At 46.4% G+C, this 22,146-nt stretch carries 12 protein-coding genes; 8 read left to right on the top strand and 4 right to left on the bottom strand.

The window, feature by feature from the left end:
• The first annotated feature begins 52 nt into the window (after nucleotides 1–52).
• Nucleotides 53–604, top strand: a complete 552-nt coding sequence (locus tag QE357_RS05575) for a DUF1599 domain-containing protein (RefSeq protein ID WP_106636214.1) — start codon at nucleotides 53–55, stop codon at nucleotides 602–604.
• A gap of 18 nt (nucleotides 605–622) precedes the next feature.
• On the top strand, nucleotides 623–1,333 hold the full coding sequence (locus QE357_RS05570) for a phosphatase PAP2 family protein (protein WP_309706364.1): 711 nt from the start codon (nucleotides 623–625) through the stop codon (nucleotides 1,331–1,333).
• A 169-nt stretch (nucleotides 1,334–1,502) separates the two neighbouring features.
• Here the strand turns inward: QE357_RS05570 and QE357_RS05565 are convergent, their stop codons facing one another.
• On the bottom strand, nucleotides 1,503–3,836 hold the full coding sequence (locus QE357_RS05565) for a BamA/TamA family outer membrane protein (protein ID WP_309706363.1): 2,334 nt from the start codon (nucleotides 3,834–3,836) through the stop codon (nucleotides 1,503–1,505).
• 36 nt (nucleotides 3,837–3,872) lie between these two features.
• Entirely contained in the window at nucleotides 3,873–8,966 is a 5,094-nt protein-coding gene (locus tag QE357_RS05560; RefSeq protein WP_309706362.1) for a translocation/assembly module TamB domain-containing protein, read from the bottom strand.
• A 352-nt stretch (nucleotides 8,967–9,318) separates the two neighbouring features.
• Here QE357_RS05560 and QE357_RS05555 point away from each other — a divergent pair, with 352 nt between their 5' ends.
• The 3 genes from QE357_RS05555 to QE357_RS05545 are packed head-to-tail and all read left to right on the top strand — an operon-like array spanning nucleotide 9,319 to nucleotide 12,574.
• Nucleotides 9,319–10,416, top strand: a complete 1,098-nt coding sequence (locus tag QE357_RS05555) for a BT_3928 family protein (protein ID WP_307142317.1) — start codon at nucleotides 9,319–9,321, stop codon at nucleotides 10,414–10,416.
• The gene (locus QE357_RS05550) at nucleotides 10,413–12,014 is read left to right on the top strand and encodes a hypothetical protein (RefSeq protein ID WP_309706361.1); all 1,602 of its coding nucleotides are present in this window, start codon (nucleotides 10,413–10,415) and stop codon (nucleotides 12,012–12,014) included. Before QE357_RS05555 ends, QE357_RS05550 begins: the two co-directional genes overlap by 4 nt.
• Before the next feature lie 38 nt (nucleotides 12,015–12,052).
• Nucleotides 12,053–12,574, top strand: coding sequence for a shikimate kinase (locus QE357_RS05545; protein ID WP_309706360.1), 522 nt, complete (start codon nucleotides 12,053–12,055; stop codon nucleotides 12,572–12,574).
• Nucleotides 12,575–13,311: 737 nt separating this feature from the next.
• On the opposite strand, the gene QE357_RS05540 is transcribed toward QE357_RS05545, so the two are convergent.
• Nucleotides 13,312–14,958 carry a hypothetical protein gene (locus tag QE357_RS05540; protein ID WP_309706359.1) on the bottom strand — a complete coding sequence of 549 codons (1,647 nt, stop codon included), beginning with the start codon at nucleotides 14,956–14,958 and terminating at the stop codon, nucleotides 13,312–13,314.
• Nucleotides 14,959–15,111: 153 nt separating this feature from the next.
• Nucleotides 15,112–16,212 (bottom strand): hypothetical protein, encoded by a 1,101-nt coding sequence (locus QE357_RS05535; protein ID WP_309706358.1) that lies wholly within the window; start codon nucleotides 16,210–16,212, stop codon nucleotides 15,112–15,114.
• Between the two features lie 229 nt (nucleotides 16,213–16,441).
• Between QE357_RS05535 and proS the strand changes: the two genes are divergently transcribed.
• The 3 genes from proS (at nucleotide 16,442) to QE357_RS05520 (ending at nucleotide 22,112) form a co-directional block, all read left to right on the top strand.
• Nucleotides 16,442–17,914, top strand: coding sequence for a proline--tRNA ligase (gene proS, locus QE357_RS05530; protein WP_106636202.1), 1,473 nt, complete (start codon nucleotides 16,442–16,444; stop codon nucleotides 17,912–17,914).
• Nucleotides 17,915–18,022: 108 nt separating this feature from the next.
• Nucleotides 18,023–19,537, top strand: a complete 1,515-nt coding sequence (locus QE357_RS05525; RefSeq protein WP_309706357.1) for a sialate O-acetylesterase — start codon at nucleotides 18,023–18,025, stop codon at nucleotides 19,535–19,537.
• Between the two features lie 115 nt (nucleotides 19,538–19,652).
• A complete protein-coding gene (locus tag QE357_RS05520) occupies nucleotides 19,653–22,112 on the top strand; it encodes a glycoside hydrolase family 95 protein (RefSeq protein ID WP_309706356.1) in 2,460 nt (819 codons plus the stop codon).
• Nucleotides 22,113–22,146: the final 34 nt, after the last annotated feature.

Here is a 22,146-nt window from a genome sequence, read left to right as displayed (position 1 = left end):
CGGAAAATTGGTTGATTATTTTACTCTTTTTCAGCCTTATTAAATGGAATATATGTCACAGACTGAAGTAGAATACCGTCACGTTGTTGCGAGTTGTAAAGATCTTTTCCTGAAAAAAAATCGGGATTATGGCACTGCCTGGCGAATTTTACGCCTGCCCAGCCTGACGGATCAGATTTATATCAAAGCCCAGCGAATCCGTCAGTTGCAGGAAACGGGCGTTTCCCGCGTGGGAGAAGGGATTACACCGGAATTCATCGGCATTATTAATTATTGCGTGATGGCCCTGATTCAGCTTCAGTTAGCCGACGATCCAAGAATGGATATTCCAACGGATGAGCTTTCGGCTCTGTACGATCAGGAAATCAACGAAACCATTCACTTATTACTCAACAAAAATCACGATTACGGCGAGGCCTGGCGGGCGATGCGAGTGAGTTCGATGACAGATATTATCCTGATGAAACTCCTTCGTACCAAACAAATTGAAGACCTCGGCGGACAAACGCTGGTGTCGGAAGGCGTGGATGCCAATTACCGGGATATGATTAACTATTCCGTTTTCTGTCTCATTCTGATGGCTCAGCAACAGTCCGAGCAGTAACTTTTCAACCGCCGCTACATGATCCGTTTTTTACTTTCTTGCTGGCTGGTACTGTTTTTCTTCGGTACCTCACTGGCTCAACTTGACTCCACACGTCGGAAACCCGTCTGGAAACCGTTCATTGCTCCAGTTAGTCTGATGACGGCAGGTTTGGTAACTCAGGGAAGTATCAGCCGGGAAATCCGTCGGAGCGTTCGGCAGGAGTTTCCAAACTTTCAGACCAAAGCCGATAACTACCTGGAATTTGTTCCGACGCTTGTTCCACTGAGTTTGGGAGCACTCGGCGTTAAAGGGAAACACGCGTTCAAAGATCAGTTGGTATTGATGGTGTTATCGCAGGGGGTAGCTAACTCCCTTTCGTATGGCTTAAAACGGATTATTCAATATCCCCGTCCCAACGGTGATGATAACCTTTCCTTTCCCTCCGGCCATACGTCGGTAGTGTTTACGGGAGCGGCGGTATTATCGAAAGAATACGGCGAACAAAGTGTCTGGTACAGCATTGCGGGTTACGGCATCGCCACGAGTGTGGCCGGGATGCGGGTGCTAAACGACAAGCATTGGGTCGCTGATGTTTTATTCAGTGCCGGTTTAGGCATCGCTTCCACCGAAGCCGTGTATGCCGTTTACCCCTGGATTCAGCGGAAAATCTTCAAGCAAAACAAACTCGCCGTTATGCCTTTTTACTCGGGGCAGACGTATGGGCTGGCGATGGTCGCACCACTTTAGGTAGTTTTCAGTTGTCGGTTTACTGTTTTCAGTTATTCTTTTACGCCGTGGTTAGTGTCTCACCAGCCATGGCGTAAGGGGAGAGCCAGACGCGATGAAGTCGCGTCCCTACAATAAAAAGGCCCGAAACGCTTAAGCATTTCGGGCCTTTTTATTCAATTCTATGGTATTAGAAAGGATAACCTACGGCAATGTTCAGGACCAGGTTCTCTCTCCGCCAGTTCCGATCACGGAAGTTGATTTTGTCTAATACCCAACGATTTTCTTCAGCGAAAGTAGGATTACGGAGAGGAGTTGCCAGATCAAAACGTAGTACAAAATAGGTAACGTCGATTCGCAAACCAACCCCGGCCCCTACGGCTACTTCCTTCATGAAGTTTTTAGAGAACACAGCCGCTTCAGTATATAAAGTCGGATCTTTATACATCCAGACGTTACCCGCATCAACAAATAATGCCCCCTGCAAAAACTTATTAAATTGGGTACGTAATTCGGTGCTGGCTTCCAGTTTAATGTCCCCTCCTCCATCTTGTAAAAGCACCTGAGTCCCATCAGGACGCACGTAAGCTCCCGGACCAATACCACGCGGACGGAAAGCACGAATACTGGTGCTACCCCCAACGAAGTATTGTTTCACAAAAGGAAGGCTAGTAGAATTTCCGTAAGGTATACCGGCTCCCGCAAATACTTTAGAAGCCCAGGTTGAGTTTCTTGAAATTTTCAAATAATGCCGACTGTCTACGTCTGCCCGCACGTATTGCGAAAAGGCTACATTAAATAACTCTTTCTGTCCATTACCATCGCCATCCTTGAAAAGTAAGCCTGCCAAATTCCCGGCTGGCTCAAAATTAAAGATGAACTGTTGGGAGTGTCGACTTTGGCTTTGAAGAGATGAATTAAAGTGAAGAGAGTATAAACTACTTGGAATTAACTGCACGTTCTGCACAATGGCATTGTACTGAGCAGCCAGAGCATCATCCGTTAATGCTTCATAATAACGATCACCTAAACTGCTGGAGGGAACATAGACGTACGTTAAACTAAAGGGAATAATCGTATGCTCTACTTTCTGATTTCCCCGGAAAGAGTATCCAAATGTTCCCGTAAATGAATTCAGACGGTATAGTTGAGTACGAGAAATAGCCTGATAGCCTAACGTTACTTCCGTTTTAGGTAATACTTGCCGACGATCATAATCAATCCGAATGGGGCTTACCAATCGCGGGAAAGTAATGGACGCATTCAGACCATAACTGATATTGGTTAAGCCTTGCCCTCCCGCATTGAATTGGGACTCAATCCCGCCCGTTGCGTTGATGGTTAGCAGCTCAGCTCGTTTGAAAATGTTTCGGTTTCGCCAGCTAATCGTAGCCTGCGAACCCGTCAAACTATTGGATTTAGACGTTCCGGCAATTTCCAAACGTAAAGACTTTTTGGGATAGGGCGTCAGGTAATAATGTACATCCAGCACGGTAGAATCTCCCTGAACAGCCGGAGCAAACCGATTTCGGACGAATTTGAATGTCCCTAAGTTAATCAGACGAGAAAGTGTAATATCCTGAACCCGGCTATTATACCGACGACCCGGCTTGAACCCAATGACGTCCTGAAAAAGTCGATCATCGTAGGTACGGTCTGGATCCACTACCTGAAAGCCGGAAATCGTTCGGAAAGCTTCACTCCTATTGGTATCCTGAGCAGCGGTATTTAGCGTAAAATTAGGATAGATATAAACGTTTCGGATATGGTATTGCTGTCCAGCCGCCACGGGCATTTCTGGCTTCAAGGCCAGGTATAGTTTTGCTTTGTAATTGTTGCGGGACGTATCGCCTAAAATGGCTACGTAATCAGGAATAAAGTAATAATACCCTTTTCGCTTCATTTCCTGGCTGATTCGCTCGCGTTCGAGCTTCAGATTTTCCAGTCGGTAAGGAACGGGTGGTTTGAGTAAGGTTTGCTGCTGGGCCAGTTTGAAGTCTTTCCCAACCTGAGCGGTGTCGGTAATAAACTGAACCGAATCCAGAGTATAACGGCGGTGTACCGTTACCTGATAAACGCCCTTTGCCTTATAGCCTTTTTTATCTTCTTCAATTTTTCCGGCTACTTCCGAGTGAAAGTATCCTTCGTTTTCCAGAAAAGACTTCCACACATTCGCATTCGTTACCACAGAGCGGGCACTGGCAAACACAGGTTCACGGCCCAGTTTCCGGCGAAGCGTCGCCCGAAAGCTGGAATCCTTCTTAGGCTCACCAATGACATAATACAGCCAGACCCGGTAAGGAAATCCAAAGATCGTGCTATTGGGCTTAGGTCGAGCCAGACCTTCCAACTCACTTTTAAGAGCCTTCCGGTCGCTACTGCTTACCCCGTCAAAAGGTAACATTTCAATCTCCGTTCCGCTATAAAGCCGTTCGTTGGCGGGCAGGTGCTTCGCCACGTTACAGCCCGATACCAGAGCAGCAAAGCTGAGTAAAATCAGATATATTTTAAGAGAGTACTTCAATGGATGAAAGGGTTAAACGAGTTAATCAAAATGCTTTTATTCCACTTTCTTCTTGCCGAAGATTTGATTGAACGTATTGTAATCCAGGTTAATCACAAAGCCCAGCCCTGTTTCAATGACGTAGCCTTCCAGAATATTTTCCAGCTCGTTTACCCGGTACGCCCGAACCATGTAACGGCCATCACGGGTGATGTTGTAGTTCACAGAGATATTGTCGAATACCTGAGCATTATTTCGCTCCACTCCTGTGTTATCTTCTAAGACGAAGTTCTTACCAACACTTACCGAAAGACGACCGTTGAAAAAGCTTTTTGACAAACCAATGTTCAAATCCGTCTTAGTAGCCGTTGAACCAGCGGTTTGAGCATTCTGGCCTGCGTTATTGTTGGCATAATCACTGGAGGAATTCAAACCTACATTTAAGTCAACTCCTTTAATCACATTAGAAGCCAGCCGATCTAATTGCTGAGAAAGAATCTTACTAACACTAGTACGGGCCAGATTTTCGGCATTGATTAAGCTACCGCCACCGCTACTGCCAGAGAAGAAGTCAAAGGAGTTTTCAGGTAAGAAACTTCCTAATACTAAGAGGGCAAAAACCTGTTTGTTAATTTCAGAAGGGTCTTTTCTGAATTGAACCAGCTTTGCCTGCACCGCTTCCTTAATCTCAGCAGAAGGAACCGTTGCTCCTTCAGGTAACATTACATCAAAACTTAATTTTGGGGCTGCTAAGTTGCCTTCCATCTTCAAGGCTACATCAAAAGGTAATTTATTGGCATAAAGGTTGCGACTGGTTCCAATATCTTGCCCATTCGTTTGACCTGCGATCAACTCTGAAACCCGAGCCTGAATGCGATAAAGTGCCGTAATATCCAGCGTAGCTTTCAAAGGATCTCCAGAGAATACGATACTGCTTCCCTTTTCGATTTCAAAGTCCCGCTTTAATACCTGATAAGTTAACGAGTAAGCTCCTTCCGTCACATCATAGCGTCCGAAGAGGCCAATATTACCGGCATCATCCATCGTTACGTTCAGACGGGCATTACCCTTGGCTCTCAGGTTATCCCCGCTTTGCTCATCTACAATGACATTGAATTCCGTAGCATCATTGATTTCTACGTCAATGGAAATGTTCGAATTTGCGAGCTGATCGAAGGTTATTTTAGTATTAAGCGTATCTGCTTTAGGCTTGCGGAGGTACTTCGCTAAAGCCGTACTGTCGTTGGGTTGAATGAAGGTAATGATGCCCGCCGACTCTTCGGCGGATGGTCCCGAGTCAGGAATTACCATTGTGATTTTGCTGCCGTCTTCTACTTTCAGATTACCGGTAACCGAAGGCGTTGACCCAGTTCCACGAATCCGAAGATTAGTTGTTAACGAAGCATTTCCATATACCAGTTCATTATCCCGACGAGAGGCATTCAGGACGTTGAATTGATTGGCCGTTACTTGAAGGCTATAACTAACGTCAGGTAAGTTGGCGATGTTCACCGTTCCGTCCGTCGTAAAGGCGTGGCCTTCGCGGTCTTTTAAATCGAATTTATTGAATCGAATCGTTTGGTTATCGAAGACAATAGCCTCGTCATTAATGGTATACGATTCATTCACAAACTTGACATTGAAACCTACATCATTAAAGTTAATCTGGCCGTTCAGTCGGGGTTTATCCACGGCTCCCTTCACCGTCATTTCACCCTGCAAGGCTCCCTTCGTCTCGCGTAACTGACCGAAACTAAAGGCTTCGATGGTACGAGTATCCAATCGACGTAATTCTACATTCAAATCCAGAGCCTGGTCGGTGGAACTTGGGTTATAAAACCCACCTACATGAACATCGTTCATTTCGCCCACAAGGGTTACATCCGCCTGAATCCGGTCGTCAGTCATGTTAGCAAATTTCGCCTGAAGGTTACCCAGGTTCTTTTGCATGACATTCAGACTGTCTACTTTCAGGTCTCCCGTGAAGCTCAGCTTTTTGTTGGTGCCTTCGGTACCGAGGTAATCTTTTACTACCACGTCGCCATTCAGCAAACCACCAGCCATCGTGCTATCCTGATTCGCCAGTTTCAGCAGATCACCAATAACCAGGTTTTTCAGTTCTACGTGTAAAGGAGCATTTGGGGTGGGCTCGGTACTGTTCACAATCAAGGCCTGATTGTTGGTTTCCAACCGGAATTTTTCCGCCACTACGCCTGCTTTGTTGTATCGGATATAACCCGTGGTATCAGAAGTCCAGTATTGGTAATTGGTTAATAAAGCCTGCCGATCCAGATGTAATTCGTAGGCATCGCCCTGAATCCCCACCCGACCTGCAATTCCGAAACGATCATTGTTTACAGAATCCTTATTCATTACTTTGAACTGTAACTGATTCTGAGCCGCTGACGCCGTGATATTCGTTGGGTATAAATGAAGCGACTGTTTGCGGATTTCACCGACTTGTCCCTGTAATACCAGTTTTCCATCCGTAGAAGCCAGTTTCAGATTAGCTCCCGCAACCAACATCGTATCGTACTCAATAGGCCCGGCAGTAACGGAAATATTCAGGGTAGAATCTGCTCGTTTGCTATCCAGCGTAGCCTCAATTTTAACGGGCTCCAAGCGAGTCAAGCCAGGAACGAAAGCAAGTAATAGAGGATGCTGACGAACCCGCATTTTCAGCGTAAAGTCCGTTGGAGCTTTGGGAGCTTCCACCTTCATATCAGGAATCGTCACGTATTTATTAACCTCCGTCAGAGCCGCCGCTGCCAGATCGGCATACTGGAAGTTACCGCCCAGATCAAGCTCCGCGAAAGGGGTGCGAGCGATAATGGTTTTGCTCGTTCCTTCAGCATTCGCCGTCAGGTATAACGAATCCACCGGATAATTTTCCCCTTTCAGGTTAATATTTAGATTCTCCGTCCGCAACGTTCCAATTAATTTTTCAGGATTGGTTGAAGCAAAATCCATCTGAATATTTCCTTGTACCTGGAACGGATCGGTGTATAATTTCAGGGCGTGTAAATCCAGTTGTTCAATTGCTACGGTACCCTTTACCGTCGGAAATTCTCCCTTCATGTTGGCATTTGCCACCAGATTTAAGCGGGCATTGGGATCATTAATACCTCCTTTTACATCTAGCAAACCCTGATTTAAACTTCCCTTCGCCGCAAACTGACGATAAGTATACCCTTGCAACATGGCCTCGGGTACGTTTACATCGAAGGTAGTACTCATGGTTTTGGGGTCAATTCCCCTTCCGTTAACCGTTGCCGTTGCAGTGATTGCTCCAAACTGTTGCGGTTGCATCAACCATTTTCCTAAATCCAGTTGCTGAATGTTAGCCGTCCCGGCATAGGCCTGATTTTTCCCGGTTACGAAATTTTTAAGCTGTCCGTCAAAAGACAGATTTCCGTAAGAAGAATTCATGGCAATGTCCAGATCAATCGCATTCAATCGACCTTTTGCCGTTCCGGCCAGTTTCAATTGAGCCGGAATGCTGATGGAATCGGGCAGAGAACCTTTAGGAGCCAGTTTCTTCACATCCGCCGAACTCGTCGTTGCATTTTCCAGCACAATGTTCAGCCCCATTTTTTCGGGATCAGTCGGATACGACACCTTCCCGTGAGCCTTGACTTTTGTAGAAGACAGAATGGAGAATTCTACCAAGGGTAAATTCAAATCCGCCAGCGAGCCTTTGGCCTGAATGGAGGCATTTAAGACGGCCTTTTCATTGCCTTTGAGGGGCGTGGTTTGAGCCAGACTCGGTACTAGCGTGATGATGTCCGCAAAAGAGATCCTATTCTGCGTCATGTTTACATCCACCAGCACTCGTTTGGCCTCAGCCGCTCGGGTAAGTTGTCCAAGCGAATCGAATTTGATGATTAATTTATCCTTCAACAGCGTACCTGGCGTCTGTACTATAAAGTTCGTTAATCCAATTTGCTGCGGACTGTAGAAGACATCGGCATCAAAACGCTGGAGGTTCACCCCACTTTTTTCCCGGAATTTACCCTGACGCAATTTTCCAGAGATCAGGTTAGGTTGATACACCAGTTCTTCTCCCGCCAACGTAAATCCTTTAATATCAATGTGGCTATAATCCAGCCCTTTGGGTTGCCGGGGGTTGTTATCGTTATCGAACTTAATGTCATTATTAGCAAAGCGAACCCGACCAATTTTAGCCTTCCAACCCGCATTGGGGTCCTGGGGTTTTTCTTTATTATTCGGAGCGGGAGGGGCTTCAGGTTGCGGAGCCGTTTTATCTAACGTTGCCGTGATCTGGGAATTCATTAACTCCAGCGAACGAATAAGGGCCTGCTGTCCTTCCAGGTACAACTGATCTCCGGCTAGGTTCAGTTGTCCTACTTTTCCAGTACTACTAAACCCTGCTTCTTCAGCTCTAATATTCCAGGCGGTACGACTGAGTTGCCAGTCGCCCATGCGTAAATCCATGGTATCGCCCGGTACGGTTGCCGCATCGTTCACTTTTCCGGGGATGTCTATTCCCTTATAAATCCGGGCTTTGGCTACCAACCCACTGGACTTGATTTCATTCACATGGTAACGGGATTCAGCGGGGTTGATTTCATCAAATTTTCCGGTAAGCGTATCAACGGCAAAATGAATATCAGCCCCGGCGATGTCATCGACGTAATGAATCCGAACGTCGTTCATCCCTACTCCCGACAGGCTTAGAGCCAGGGGAGCCGATGACGTATCCGCCGGATCGGCAGGAGCACCAGAAGAAAATGCGTCGATTAAGAAATTGAAGTTAAAAGCCGTATCTGGCAACGTTCGGGTTACGTTCAGACGAATCTTGTCAAGCTCAATCTGATTCAAAGCTACCCGACCCTGAATCAGACCCAGCATATCCAGATCGACCCGCAAGCGACCACCGCTGAGTAAGGTATCGCCTTTGGGCGTTTGGAAGTATACATCTTCCAACTGAATCCAGTCGGGAATCTGGTAACTAATTTTACCGATTCGAAAAGGGGTATTGAGTTTGCTGGACAGATAGCGATTGGCCTGTTTGGTAACAAAGTTCTGCCCCCAGGGGGTTAGGCCCAAAACCAGCAGAAAGGCAATTACCAGTAGTAAAAGCCCTCCAATGGAAGCCAGCGAAATTTTAAGTATTTTTCTTATATTCATATGTGTCAACTCGACAGCGGGAAGCCGAGACCCTACTTTTGTCTAAAGGGGTAATCCATTCCAGAATAAACCGTAAAACTGGGGAAATAGCTAGATATAATATGAACCATTACCTCAAGTTGTGGATTTTTTTACACTATTTTTTACAATCTAGTTCAAGTTGATTTTTGAAAAGAATTTCGTTAAAAAGGTGCTTTGGTCACCTTGCTTAACCAGAAATGTGCATTCAGGCCCGCTTTTCCTTTCTTTCTAAATGCTTCGAGTTTACCTTTGTCTACTTCCGTTCGAGGAGTATGATTTCCGTTGATGAATTAGAAAGCAGCTTCGCCTCCAAAGTTGCGTTTGAACACCTATGAAAATCTTTGCCCATTTTTGCCGACTGCTGGTTGGTGTCATTTTCATCTTTTCGGGATTAATCAAGTTGAATGATCCCGTTGGCACCCAGATTAAACTGGAAGAATACTTCGAAGTTTTTGCTCAGGATTTCTCCGGTATGGCGGCATTCTGGGAAGCTCTCGTTCCCTATGCTCTCTACTTTTCAATAGTACTGTGTTCGCTGGAAATTCTGGCCGGAGTAGCCCTATTAGTGCAGTGGAAACTACGCCGAACGGCCTGGTTCCTGGTATTACTCTGCACCTTTTTTGCCTTTCTGACTTTCTATTCTGCGTACTTCAATAAGGTTACCGACTGCGGCTGTTTCGGAGAAATGATCAAACTTCAGCCCTGGACTTCTTTCTGGAAAGACATTGTTCTGCTGGTATTATTACTAGTTGTCCTCTGGCAAAGAAACCTCTTCCGGGATACCCACACTACAGCAGTAATGGTTCTGGCCGTATTATTCTGTCTCGGTTTGGCTATTTATGCCGTTCGTTACCTGCCGCCTTACGACGGGCTAGCTTACGCCATTGGTGAGAATATTCCTGCCAACATGAAAAATCGGGAACCCTTCCGTTTTAAATACCTGGTCACTAAAGACGGCAAAGAAACCGAATTCGATCAGTATCCAACGGACACTACGTATCAGTTCAAGGAAATGATTGGACCGCTCAACCCAGAGGCTGGCCCCCGCATTACTGACTACCGTTTATGGAATGGAGACACCGATTTTACCCAGGCTTCTTTTCAGGGAAATCATTTGTTTTTGATTATTCAGGACGTTAATAAGGCCAATCTCAGTACGATTGATAACCTTCGGGCTTTGCTGAAAAGTCTGGAAGGATCATCCGTGCAACCCGCCATTCTTACTTCCTCCCCCGAAGACGATTTCAATGCTTTCCGTCACGAGTATCAATTAGCCGTTCCTTATTATTTCGCTGATTTCAAAGTTCTTAAAACCATTGTCCGTAGTAATCCCGGTTTGTGGCTGTTATCCAATGGTACGGTTCGGGGTAAATGGAGCTTCGCCAGCGTTCCTTCCAAAGAAACCATCCTTGAAAAAGTGAATCCATGAGGCCTTCCATTCGTTACCTTTGGCCTGCCTACCTTTTGTTTCTGATCCCCATATTTACTTATGGCTGGTTTCTGAATGCATTTGCGATTAATCTTCCCTGGGCGGATGATTCGGCTTTTATGCTGTATATCCATCATCGTTCATTACCGAGCGATACCTGGGCTACGTTCTGGGCGGATACCTTCCGCCAGCACATTGACCACCGCATTGCCACGCCTCGATTATTGATCTGGCTGACCACTCTGCTTCAGGGCGAACTGAATTTTCGCACAACAATTATTCTTGGAAACCTAAGTGTGCTGGCTTCGGTGGGTTTGTTATACCGTTCCTTTCGTCGCAGCGGTCATCGGTTCTGGTTATTTGTGCCCGTTTGTTTCCTTATTTTTCAGCCTGTTCACTACGTAGATTCCCTCTGGACGATCTGCGTGTATCAACATAATTTTCTTATTTTCTGGGTATTACTAGCTCTGGAGTGCTTACAGTCTTCACGGACCTGGGCTTTTGTTCTGGCCATTCTTGCTGCTCTGGCGGCTACTTATTCGGGCGGAAACGGCATGTTCCTCTGGTTACCCGGATTGCTCGTATTACTCATTCAGAAAAAGTACCGCTGGGCTGGCCTTTGGGCAGTGATCGTCGGGGTCGGTGGCATTATGTACTTTATTGGCCTACAAACCAGTCAGGAAACGCACATTAAAGAGAGTCTTTCCCAGCCCCTGGAAGTCATTAAATGTGCAGCCGTTTTTCTGGGCGGCATGACCTCAGCCTTTAGCTTGGCCAATACTCCAGCAATCGGATTAGGGTTAGTCATCAGTTTGATTCTTGTGCTGTCTCTCTTATTGGTTACCCGTAAAACGCTATCCTTATCAACGCTGGGGTTATTACTTTTTCTGGCGATGTCCGCTGGAGCCGTAGCCCTTTCCCGTTCCTGGAGCGGCATTGCTATTACGGATCGTTATCAGATCTACGCCGCATTTGCTCTGATGGCGGCCTACCTGCTTGTTATTGACTTGCTACGTCCTTCGCTTCGGAACAGCATGGGGGTAGCCGCTATTTTTGCTTCCATTCTTTTCTGGATTTCAGCCTGGTACGAAAAGTATCCGCTCCTGATTAAATACCGGGATTCTCTCCTCTGTGAAAGCTCCAACTGGCAGCGAAATGGCAGATTTCTGGATGTATTACTTTTCCATAATCAGGCTTTTCAATATGCCTACGTTCCCCTCATTACCAAACAGATTTACCAGTTCCCCGCAGCTATTCCCATTCCTGATTCGGCGGCATCAACGGTTCTCAAAGACACCCTTGCTCTTCAGTATGATCCTTCTTTTCCTGGAAAACTTATTACTGTCAAATCTGAGCAGATTGATTTAAATTCAGGCCCGGTTTATCTAATTCTGAAATCCGCGAACAGTCAATGGCTGGCTCCCTTTCTGGCTAAACCGAATGGCAAGGTTCAGTTTCTGAAAACGGGTAAGCCTTTGTTTCAGGGTGGTACGGCTCAGTTCATGACGGAATCCTTACCTCGGGGCATGTATCAGTTAGGGTTTGTTCAACAGCATAAGTTATACTGGTTACCACAGTACTTTACAAAAACAGATTAGGATCTCTAAACCAGCCTAACAGAATTAAAAGGTATTACATGAAGAATATTTTTTTACTAGGTATGCCCTCTTCCGGCAAGAGCACGCTGGGACGAAGCCTAGCCCGTGAAATTGGCTACGAGTTTGTGGACATGGATAAGCGAATTGAGATTCGTGAGTTACTGACAATTGCTGAAATTTTCAATTTAAAAGGAGAACCCTATTTCCGAACCGTAGAAAGTGAAATGCTTCGGAGCTTTCCGGCTGATGCGGGTCTGGTTGTTTCGACGGGTGGTGGCGTTCCGTGTTTTCATGATAACATGGACTTTATCAGGGAAAATGGCGTTAGCCTTTTTCTGGATGTTCCCCCGAAAATTCTGACGGACCGGATCCTTCACACCAAAAAAAATGATCGGCCTCTGCTGGTTACTGAAGACCCGGTGGAGTTACTAGCGGCCCTAGAAACTAAAATTGCTAACCGTCGAAACTACTACGAACAGGCAGACGTAACCATCGCCGGAGAAACCGATGTGCAAACGATGCTGGAAATTTTGAGGCACCTTCAGGTAATAAGTAGTTGATAGTTTTTAGTTTATTAACTGATAATCAACATTTTATAGCAGGACCGTAGCGTAGTAACTAATTACAAAATTTAGAGGCTGTCTAAAATAAGATTTAACTAAATTAAGAAAGCCTCTCCCTGCTTTGGGGGACCATTGGATGGAAGAGTTTATGAAGAATGTCCCCGAATTTCATCCGGGTCTATCCAGACCGGGGCTATCCGTGTTGAACTCCTCCGAGGTTATTTCTCGTAAACCTATTGTATCCACAACCCCAGCGGGGTTAAATTATGAATAGCCCCGGATTTCATCCGGGGACAACGCGGCGATACGGTTGATAATCATAATTATCTCATACTTACAAGGATACGTCATTACGTGATCATCAGCGTCTGTCATTCCGAGCGAAGCGAAGAATCTTATGACCTTTTTCAAGTTGGTTGGGTCATGCAAAAACTTGACTAAACCAGCCCCGCCCCATTCTACCCAAAGTCTCTTGTTACGTTCGGAGAACCCCATCCGCAGTCGCTCGGCTCTAGCCGAGTGACTACCTAGCTCTAGGCCTCTGGCCGGTAGAGGGCGAACCAGTAGGGGATCAGCCAACAATTTTTTCCCCATCAAAACAGACTTGCTAACATCGGCCAGAGGCCTACCAGACTACAGCGTCACTCGGCTAGAGCCGAGCGACTGCAAAGGGACCATAAAAAAGACGCTGTGAAATGATCACAGCGTCTTTTTACTTGTATTGTAACTCTGAATTAGAAATACGTTCCAATGGTTAAAACGGCACTGGTCGTTTGGTTTTTGATACGAGCCGAAGCGTAGGTAGTAGCATCCGCCAGAATATAAGGTGAGTAAGCCGAGTTTTGCTGACTATACAGCACCGTTCCGTCGATGTAGAAGTTATTAGTTTTGTAACCAACCCCTCCCGAATACACAACACGACTCCGATCCAAGTTATTAAATTGAGCTATCTGCTGATAGGGATCCTGATAGTAGCTCGCTCCCGCTCTGACGCTAACATTGCTGATTCGGTATTCACCCCCTACTTTCAGATTAACAACGTTACGATAGGTTCTCTTGATTACACCTGTGTAATAGCCATCCCGTAAACCGCCATCAGCATTATTATCATTCGAAGATAATTTCATTCCAGAATATCCTACGTACTCCGCATCGGCAGAAATGAAACCTGATTTGCCGAAGAAAATTCCAACACCACCGTTCAACCTCATAGGCGTACGAAGTCGGTAACGAGACTCAAAAGGAAGGATAGATAAGTTTGGTACGCTAGTAATTAATGCAGAAGTTCCCTGATAGCTAATACCGTATCCCGCTGACCGCAACGCAGTTGGTAAATTATTGGTATACTCCGGGTTAGTTTCTGCATTAATCAGGAAAGGCCGTGCCAGACTTGTTTGCAAGCTTTGACCCGCTGATTCACTAATGGTATACCAAGTGGGGCTAGTTACAGAAACGCCTAATCGAATCACATCATTCGGACGATAAATAAGGCCCCCTTTTAAGGTAAAACCATTCCCAGAAGTAGTCAAGTCATTGGTATAAGAAAAACCACTGATGGCTGCTGCGTTTTCAAAGCTTTCATTCATGGTTTTCGTATTGGTATAATTCATTCGAGCCAAGGAAAGACCAAGTCCTACATAAAGTTTGTTACGATAGTTAGCTCCGTAAGAAAGATTCCAGCTACTGGTGAATCCTGTACTGGTTGAAAGGAAAGATTGGTTAGCAGCTTTTCCCTGTTCCGTTCCGACATAGGGATATCCGTCCCTGGTGGTTGGATCAATCAACAGGCCATAATAAAACATGGATGTTGGATAATCGAAAACGCTACCGTTATTCTCCAAATCTTTTCTAAAATCATCTACCACAACCCCCTGACTTGAACCCGTAGCTTCGTTATTAGCTAATTCAGCAAAATAGTCAGCCATGGAGCTTTGGTTGTTACGTCCACCAAACCTGATTGAACTTTTGAACAAGTTCTGTCTTGAATAGCCAAGTCCCCAAGCTCCTCCCTGCCAGCCCCCTGAGTAAACTGGGTTACGGTTTTTCCCCGCAAAAACAGCCGACAGGTTTCCAACAGAAAACTGACTGGCATTACTATTCTGCGTGTTATTGAGATACTGAGAAGAATTAGTAATCTGATTGAACTGAGGGGTAATGCTCAATTCTGAACGAGTGTAAAAGCCCAAACCCGCCGGGTTACCGGTGATGTTGCTAATATCTGCACCAATAGCCGAGTGATTTCCACCCATAGCCTGCATACGAGCCGAACCTTGTGGATTACTCTGAGAAAAAAGACGGGACAATGATTCATAACTATTGTCCTGTGCCATTGCTGCCTGTGATACTACTAACAAAGCAGCGACATAGAGAAGACGTTTCATGGTCAATATATAGGCTCGATCAAAATATAAAATAGCTTACGGAAAAAGCAGTGCCAGATATACTCCAGGCCAACTACACGGTTAAATAACGAAAACCCCGTCAATTCTGTTGAATTAACGGGGTTTAATGTGCGTTAAAGTTTGTTAAGCGAATTATCTCGGTCCACGGGAGCGAGCTCCGCCACCACCACCGCCGCCACTATTCATGGAAGGAGCTGGAGCTGAGTAACTCCGGGCCGGAGCTGAGTTATTCCAGGAATTCGAGTTATTGTTCCAGCTATTCGAACGGCTGTTGTTGTCATTATTCCAGCTACGTGAGTACGTGTTATTCTGACGATCTACCGTTCCGTTTCCACTACGGTAGCTATTCGAATTGTCTGAACCAGAGTAGCCTTGCGTCTCACGTCGAGGACGTGAATAATAGCTGTTGTTATCAGAAGAGCCGTTGTAAGCACTCCGACCACCACGGGCATTATTTGTTCCTACACTTGCTGAATTCCGGTTAAAATCGCCGTTGTAAGCCGATTGTGAACGACCATAGTTAGCATTTCTTGGACGGCTGTAAGAGCTATTACCATTATCAATAGGTTGCGTTATGACTGTTCCGCCGCCATAATAACCTCCTCCATAATAAGGATAACCCAGGCCACCATAACCCCAGCCACCGTAGTAAGGGCTACCCCATCCACCATAACCAAAGCCATAGGGATTGTAAGCCCAGCTACTGCCATACCAGGGATCATACAGGCTGCCCCAGTAACCTCCACCCATGCCCCACATACTCCAGGGACGGTAGAAGCTGCTGCCAATGCCTAGACCAATCGAAAGACCGGGGCCGAAACCACCAAAGCCATTGTACAGCCCACCGTAATAAGGCGAGCCAAACATGCTGTAGCTATTCCAGGAATTCCATCCATATGGATTCCAGTTCCCAAAGCCTGAGTTATAGGCGTAGTTGTTATTGTAATTATTATAGCCGTACAGATTGTCGTATACGCCGTTTCCTGCGTAATGACGATTGTTATATTTATCGGCCAGTGTCTGGTTGTAATATTCGTTCCCCGCGAGGTTCTCCCCTTTGGTCTGATCTTCTACAACGTCATTTTGTTTATTACTGTAGGCCATGGCCCGGACATCCGAAGAAGAAGAATAAAGGTCGTCATACACGAAGGAACGTTGGGTAGATGGACTACATCCCCAAACACCCGCCAGAAGGGCTACCGCCAGGTATTTTGAAACATTCCTCATTTTCATGATCTTATGGGTTTTGAAGTTAATTTTTACCTTCAATGTGACAGTATTCGTTGCGACTGTTACAAACTTAATGCTAAAACGTATCTTTGCAATCCTCTAAAAAGACTTTAACTTTTATTAACGACAATTTTAACATTTGACTTCGTTAGCATTGATTTCACTTAGTTACCGATTGACAATCAATCTACTAAGTTTAATTAACTAACAGTCAATTTCTCAGAAAAATTCCATGAGCAAAGGCATTACATCCCGCAATGAAGATTACTCCGAGTGGTACCTTGACTTGGTCAAACGGGCCGATCTCGCTGAAAACTCTGCGGTACGGGGCTGCATGGTCATCAAACCCTATGGTTATTCCATTTGGGAAAAAATGCAGCGGGCTCTCGACGACAAGTTCAAAGAAACTGGACACGTTAATGCGTACTTCCCGCTGTTTATTCCTAAATCTTACTTATCAAAAGAAGCGAGCCACGTCGAAGGCTTCGCCAAGGAATGTGCGGTTGTTACCCATTACCGTCTGAAGAATGCCCCGGATGGTTCGGGAGTAATCGTTGATCCAGAGGCTAAACTGGAAGAAGAACTCATTGTTCGTCCTACTTCTGAAACAGTGATCTGGAGTACTTATAAAAACTGGGTGCAGTCGTACCGTGACCTGCCATTGCTGATTAACCAGTGGGCCAACGTTGTTCGCTGGGAAATGCGTACGCGTCTGTTCCTTCGCACGGCAGAGTTTCTCTGGCAGGAAGGCCACACCGCTCACGCTACTTCAGAGGAAGCCGTAGCAGAAGCAGAACAAATGCTGGAAGTGTACGCCAAATTTGCGGAAGAATGGCTGGCTCTACCCGTGATTCGTGGGGTCAAAACGCCGAACGAGCGTTTTGCCGGAGCCGTGGAAACATATTGTATCGAGGCCATGATGCAGGATGGGAAAGCTCTTCAGGCGGGAACTTCGCACTTCCTCGGTCAGAATTTTGCGAAAGCGTTTGACGTACAGTTCCTCGGGAAAGATAATAAACTCGAATACGTATGGGGAACAAGCTGGGGCGTTTCTACGCGTCTGATGGGTGCGTTGATTATGGCTCACTCGGATGATCAGGGTTTGGTATTACCTCCCAAACTGGCTCCAATTCAGGTGGTTATTGTTCCTATTTTCCGGAATGATGAGCAATTGAATGCTATCTATGATCGTCTGGAACCCATCATCAAAGAACTGAAAGCCAAAGGCATTTCGGTGAAATTTGATGATTCCTCTGCGGAAAAACCAGGCTGGAAATTTGCTGAATATGAGCTTCGCGGCGTACCCGTTCGGATGGCCATTGGGGCTCGTGATCTCGAAAATGGAACGACGGAATTAGCTCGTCGCGACACCAAGGAGAAACAAGTGGTTGCCATTGACGGCATCGTTGAAACTATCCAGAACTTACTGGAGGACATTCAGCAAAACATCTATAACAAAGCTCTGAAATTCAGAGAAGAAAACACGTTCAAAGTCGATACCTGGGAAGAATTCCAGGAGAAAATCGAACAGGGCGGATTCCTGCTGGCTCACTGGGACGAAACCTCAGAAACCGAAGATCAGATCAAGGACGCAACGAAAGCAACCATCCGTTGTATCCCTCTGGATTCGCCCGAAGAAGAAGGCGTTTGTATCTTCTCGGGTAAACCTTCCAAGCGTCGCGTCATCTTCGCCAGAGCGTACTAGTTTACCGTTTTCTATGGTTAGTTTTCAGTTGTTATGAAAACTAATATTTCAATAGCCTCTGTACATGGCAGAGGCTATTTTTGTTTTAGAACTCTAAACACTTGTTCTATGAAATGGGCTTTTCTGTCTTTAGTACTGTTGCCCTCATTTTCGCTACACGCCACCGTAACACCGAATAGTCTATTCAGCGATCATTTGGTATTACAACGCGGCGTTGAGGTACCCATTTGGGGAACCGCTACTTCCGATGAATCGGTCACGGTAACGGTTGCCGGACAAAGCGTTCGGACACAGTCGAAAGACGGCAAATGGATGGTAAAACTCAAACCCTTACCCGTCGGTGGGCCTTATACCATGACCATTCAGGGCTCTAACCTGATCACCATTTCAGACTTACTCGTAGGGGACGTCTGGATTGCCAGCGGGCAGTCCAACATGGAGCGGCAACTAGGCCCGCGTGAAGGGCAGAAGCTGATTGATAACTGGGAAAAAGAACGCGACGCGGCTTATTACCCGCAAATTCGGCAATATGCCCTAACCAAAAATTACGCCCCGGCTCCGGTTTATGACACCTACCACGAGTGGGTCGTTTGCTCGCCCAAAACCGTGAGCGATTTTACTGCCGTGGGCTACTTCTTTGCCCGTGACTTATACAAGACCTATCAGGTACCCATCGGTATTATTCTGACGGCTTACGGCGGTTCTCCGGCTCAAAACTGGATGAGCCGGGAAGCCCTGGAAGCTACGCCCGAACTGAAAAAGCTGGTAGAAGCCTACGATAAATCGTTGCAATACGAGCCTAATACCGTTAGTTCATTGAATAAAAGAATGGAACCCCTCTGGGCTAAATACCGGACTGATTCTTTACAGGCGGTTCAGGAGCAAAAGTCCTTACCCAAACGCCCCGTACAGCCTTACCATACGCAGCAGGGATCTTACGTCAGCGGTTTATATAACGGAATGCTCAAGCCGCTGATTCCTTATGCAATCAAAGGGGTAATCTGGTATCAGGGTGAAAATAATGCTCATCAGTCGAAGTTATATCAGACCATGTTCCCGGCCCTGATTGCCCAATGGCGGTCGGAATGGCAGCAGGGAGATTTTCCTTTTTTATTCGTACAAATTGCTCCATTTAAGATGATGCCACCCGAGATTCGGGAAGCCCAGTTGATTAGTTTAAAAAAGACGAAAAATACGGCGATGGTCGTGACTACCGACTGTGGTGACGTAAACGATATTCATCCTACGAATAAAAAGCCCGTAGGTGAGCGATTGAGCCGGGCAGCCAAGGTGTTGGCTTATGGTGAAAAAATGGAATACTCCGGCCCGATTTATGAGTCCATGCGAGTAAAAGGGAATCTGGTTATCCTTAAATTCAGTCACACAGGCAGGGGACTAATAACCCCTGATACCGCGTTGAAAGGATTTACCATCGCTGGAGCCGATCAGAAGTTCGTGCCGGCTCAGGCCCGAATCAAGGGAAAGACAGTGCTTGTTTTCAGTGAAAGAGTACCCAATCCCGTTGCCGTTCGCTACGGCTGGACGCAAGTGCCTGACGTGAATCTCTACAACAAAGAAGGGTTACCTGCTTCACCCTTTCGGACGGATGGATGTAACGAATGAAATCGTTTTCATCAAAAGGGTATCTATCCGTTTATTTTCTCTGTGTTACTTAACTATTGCTTAGCATCTCTGGAACTATCAATCGTAAAACTAAATCTTTACCTATCACAGCCTTATGTTTCAAAAGTTACTCACCTTTTCCCTGCTGATCACTAGTTCGCTAATTAGTTATGGACAATCCGAAAAACTCTGGTACAAAGCCCCCGCCGAAATATGGACAGAAGCCTTGCCCGTGGGTAATGGACGAATCGGCGGTATGATTTTCGGTCGCCCCGAGCAGGAACTTATTCAATTAAATGAGTCTACGCTTTGGTCAGGCGGGCCTGTTCAGCCGGGTGTCAATCCGCAGGCAGCCTCATACTTACCGCAGGTTCGGGAAGCTCTGGCGGCGGAAGATTACCCCAAAGCAGTGGCTTTGCTCAAGAAAATGCAGGGTCATTATACCCAGAGCTATATGCCCATGGGTGATTTGAAGATTATTCAATCGGTATCTTCCCCCCAGAATTATTACCGCGATCTGGATCTTAATCAGGCCTTGGCCACTACCCGTTTTACGAGTAATGGGGTTACGTATACCCGTGAGATCTTTACTTCTGCTCCCGATCAGGTCATGGTTATTCGGCTAAAAGCCAGCAAGCCGGGGGCTCTTTCTTTTGATGTTCAGAGCAGTAGCCCATTGCGGTTCAGTAAAAGTTCCAGAGGCACGAACGAACTGGTTATCCATGGAAAAGCTCCTGCTCAGGTAGACCCTAACTACTATAACTCGCCTTCACGCAAACCCATCATTTACGAAGACGCTTCGGGTTGTAAGGGCATGCGATTTCAGTTTCAGGTTCGAGCCCTTACGAAAACAGGTCAAGTTCAGGCGGATACGGCTGGAATTCATGTCAAAAACGCCAGTGAAGTGGTGTTGTTAGTATCCACCGCGACGAGTTTCAACGGGTTTGACAAATGCCCCGACAGCGAAGGTAAAGACGAAAAAAAGTTAGCTGATACTTACCTAAATCAGGCCGCTTCTAAAGCTTATGAAACGTTACTCGCCCGCCATATTGCTGATTATCAGAAGTACTACAAACGGGTTACCTTTCAGCTAAACGATTCGAATACACCTTCTATTTTAGCTTCCAATGAGCGACTGGATGCCTATTCTCAGGGAGCGAAAGATCCTTCCCTGGAAACGCTTTACTTTAATTACGGTCGGTATTTGCTCATTTCCAGCTCTCGTCCGGGCGGTGCAGCGGCTAACTTGCAGGGCATCTGGAATCATCACATGCGGGCTCCCTGGAGTTCAAATTATACAATCAACATTAATACCCAGATGAACTACTGGCCGGCAGAGGTTACTAACCTTTCCGAGCTGCATCAGCCTTTATTTGAACTGACGAAAAACATTTCGAAGACGGGTGTTCAGACGGCCAAAGAATATTATAACCTGCCCGGCTGGGTGGCTCACCACAACTCCGATATCTGGGCAGCCTCTAACGCTGTGGGTGATGTGGGCGATGGCGATCCCATGTGGGCCAACTGGAACGAAGCCGCCGGCTGGCTTTCGCAGCATTTGTGGGAACATTACGCCTTTACCCGCGATAAAAAGTTCCTGAAAGAAACGGCATATCCGGTCATGAAAGGGGCCGCTACGTTTTTGTTAGGTTACCTGATCGAAGACAAAGACGGTTACCTCATCACATCGCCCTCCACTTCTCCCGAAAACTCATTCATTAATTCCGATGGGAAACGGGCTTATGTAACCGTCGGTTCGACGATGGATATGTCCATTATCTGGGATTTATTTACGAATCTCATTGAAGCTTCGGAAACGCTGGGCACTGATGCAGAATTCCGAAAGGTATTAATTGAGAAAAAGAAGAAATTACTACCCCTGCACATTGGGCACAAGGGTAACTTGCAGGAATGGTATAAAGACTGGGAAGATGAAGATCCGCATCACCGTCACGTGTCGCACTTATTTGGCTTACACCCCGGTCGGCAGATTTCGCCCCTGGCTACCCCCGATTTTGCCAAGGCTGCCCGCACCTCGCTCGAACTTCGCGGCGACGAAGGAACCGGCTGGAGTAAAGCCTGGAAAATTAACTTCTGGGCCCGACTGCTCGACGGTGACCATGCCTATTCGCTGATTCGTCAATTACTGCATTATACCCGCGAAAACGGCACCGCCTACCAACGCGGTGGCGGCACGTATCCTAACTTCTTTGATGCTCACCCCCCCTTCCAGATTGACGGTAACTTTGGTGGTACCGCTGGTATGACCGAAATGTTACTGCAAAGTCACCTGCACGAGCTGCATTTATTAGCCGCGTTACCCAAAGCCTGGTCTGAAGGCCGGGTAACGGGGTTGAAGGCTCGTGGCGGTTTTGAGGTAGATATGCGTTGGAAAGACGGCCAGTTACAATCGGGTCGCATCCTTTCGCTTCAGGGAGAGCCCTGTAAAGTAAGGACCGCTCATCCCATTCAGGTGAAAGGCATTTCTGCCAAACCACAACAGGAAAACGGCTATTACCTGCTAACCTTCCCAACCCAGAAAGGGAAGATTTATGAGATTAGTGGTTTGAAGTAGTTATCGTTTGAGAAGTTTGATTCTGCTTGAGAAA

It is taken from the genome of Siphonobacter sp. SORGH_AS_0500 (assembly GCF_031453245.1).
Taxonomy (GTDB): Bacteria; Bacteroidota; Bacteroidia; order Cytophagales; family Spirosomataceae; genus Siphonobacter.
Note: the sequence above shows the minus strand (reverse complement) of the source record. Positions and strands in the feature narration are given on the sequence as shown.